Below are 1,424 nucleotides of genomic sequence, written 5' to 3'. Positions count from 1 at the left end.
CAACGCGACGATCGAGGCCGCGCGCGCCGGGGAGGCCGGCAAGGGCTTCGCGGTCGTCGCCGGCGAGGTCAAGGAGCTCGCGTCCGAGACGGCCAAGGCCACCGAGGACATCGCGCGCCGGGTCGAGGCCATCCAGGCCGACACCACGGGCGCCGTCGCCGCCATCGGCGAGATCGGCACGATCATCGCGTCGATCAACGACTACCAGATGACCATCGCGTCGGCCGTCGAGGAGCAGACCGCGACGACCAACGAGATGTCCCGCGGGGTCGTCGAGGCCGCCACCGGCTCCGGCGAGATCGCGGCGAACATCACCGGCGTGGCCACCTCGGCCGCGTCCAGCTCGCAGGTCCTCACGCAGATGGGCGACTCGGTCACCGAGCTCGCCAAGATGTCGGCCGACCTGCGCGAACGGGTGTCAGCGTTCACCTTCTGACGAAGGTGGGCAACCACCGGGCCACGGACGGCCCGGCGGAACGAAGGAGACAGGGATGTCGCGACGACAGGCTTGGGCAGCGTCCGTGATGGCGCTCGCCGTGGCGGCCGCGTTCGCCCACCAGACGGGGGGCGGCGAGGTCTCCGGCGACGCGCTCGCGCGCTGGCAGGCGACCCGGCTGGTCGGGGTCGCCCTGCCCGCTGCCGGCTGGGCGAAGGAGGGGGACGTGCTGGTGCAGCGCCTCGCGCAGCTCGGGTACGGGGTGCGCGTCCACTACGCGTCCGACGCGCCCACCCAGGTCGCGCAGGTCCGCTCGCTGCTCGACGGCGGTGCGGACGCCCTCGTCGCCGTCCCGGTCGACGCCGGCTCGCTCGACGCCGTCCTCGAGCAGGCCCGCGGTCGCGGCGTCGTCGTCGTCCCCTACGAGCCCGACGTCGCCACCGACGTGCAGGTCGCGCTCGGGGGTGCCGCGTGAGCCGGATCCGCGTCGTCGTCGTCGACGACTCCGTCGTCGTCCGCCGGATCGTCAGCGACGTCCTTGCCGCCGACCGTCGCATCGAGGTCGTCGGCGTCGCCGCCAACGGGCGCCTCGCCCAGTCGAAGGTCGCGCAGCTTCAGCCGGACCTCGTGACGATGGACATCGAGATGCCGGAGATGAACGGCATCGAGGCGGTCGCCGCCCTGCGCGCCGCCGGGCACCGCATGCCGATCGTCATGTTCTCGACGCTCACCGAGCGCGGCGCGATCGCGACGCTCGACGCCCTCGCGGCGGGTGCCACGGACTACGTGACGAAGCCCGCCGGGCAGGGGTCCGTGCACGAGGCCCTGGCCCGCGTCGCGCACGACCTCGTGCCGCGCATCGTGGCGCTCGTCCCGCGCGACACCGAGCCCGCGGTCGGACCGGACCACGGCGCGGCCCTGCACGCCGCCGCGACCCCGGCGGGCCCCGCCCGTCCCGGCGCGCTCCGGCGCCCGCTCGGCACCGCGC

The 1,424-nt window shown here is 74.7% G+C and carries 3 protein-coding genes; all 3 read left to right on the top strand.

Annotated features, from left to right (window positions below; translation table 11 throughout):
- The coding region (locus CBZ_RS20310; RefSeq protein WP_246013576.1) for a methyl-accepting chemotaxis protein at positions 1 to 436 on the top strand (436 nt) is incomplete at its 5' end.
- Between the two features lie 55 nt (positions 437 to 491).
- The gene (locus tag CBZ_RS20305) at positions 492 to 911 is read left to right on the top strand and encodes a substrate-binding domain-containing protein (RefSeq protein WP_130783226.1); all 420 of its coding nucleotides are present in this window, start codon (positions 492 to 494) and stop codon (positions 909 to 911) included.
- Positions 908 to 1,424, top strand: a 517-nt coding sequence (locus CBZ_RS20300) for a response regulator (protein ID WP_130783225.1), incomplete at its 3' end; no start/stop codon positions are given. The genes CBZ_RS20305 and CBZ_RS20300, both read left to right, overlap by 4 nt.

It is taken from the genome of Cellulomonas biazotea, assembly GCF_004306155.1.
In the GTDB taxonomy this organism is placed as follows: Bacteria; Actinomycetota; Actinomycetes; order Actinomycetales; family Cellulomonadaceae; genus Cellulomonas; species Cellulomonas biazotea.
The sequence above is the reverse complement of the archived record's forward strand: the minus strand, read 5'-3'. Positions and strand labels throughout refer to the sequence as shown.

Excerpts from the sequence above, each read along its gene's own strand:
- CBZ_RS20305 (WP_130783226.1), top strand. The coding sequence starts at position 492 with ATGTCGCGACGACAGGCTTGGGCAGCGTCCGTGATGGCGCTCGCCGTG.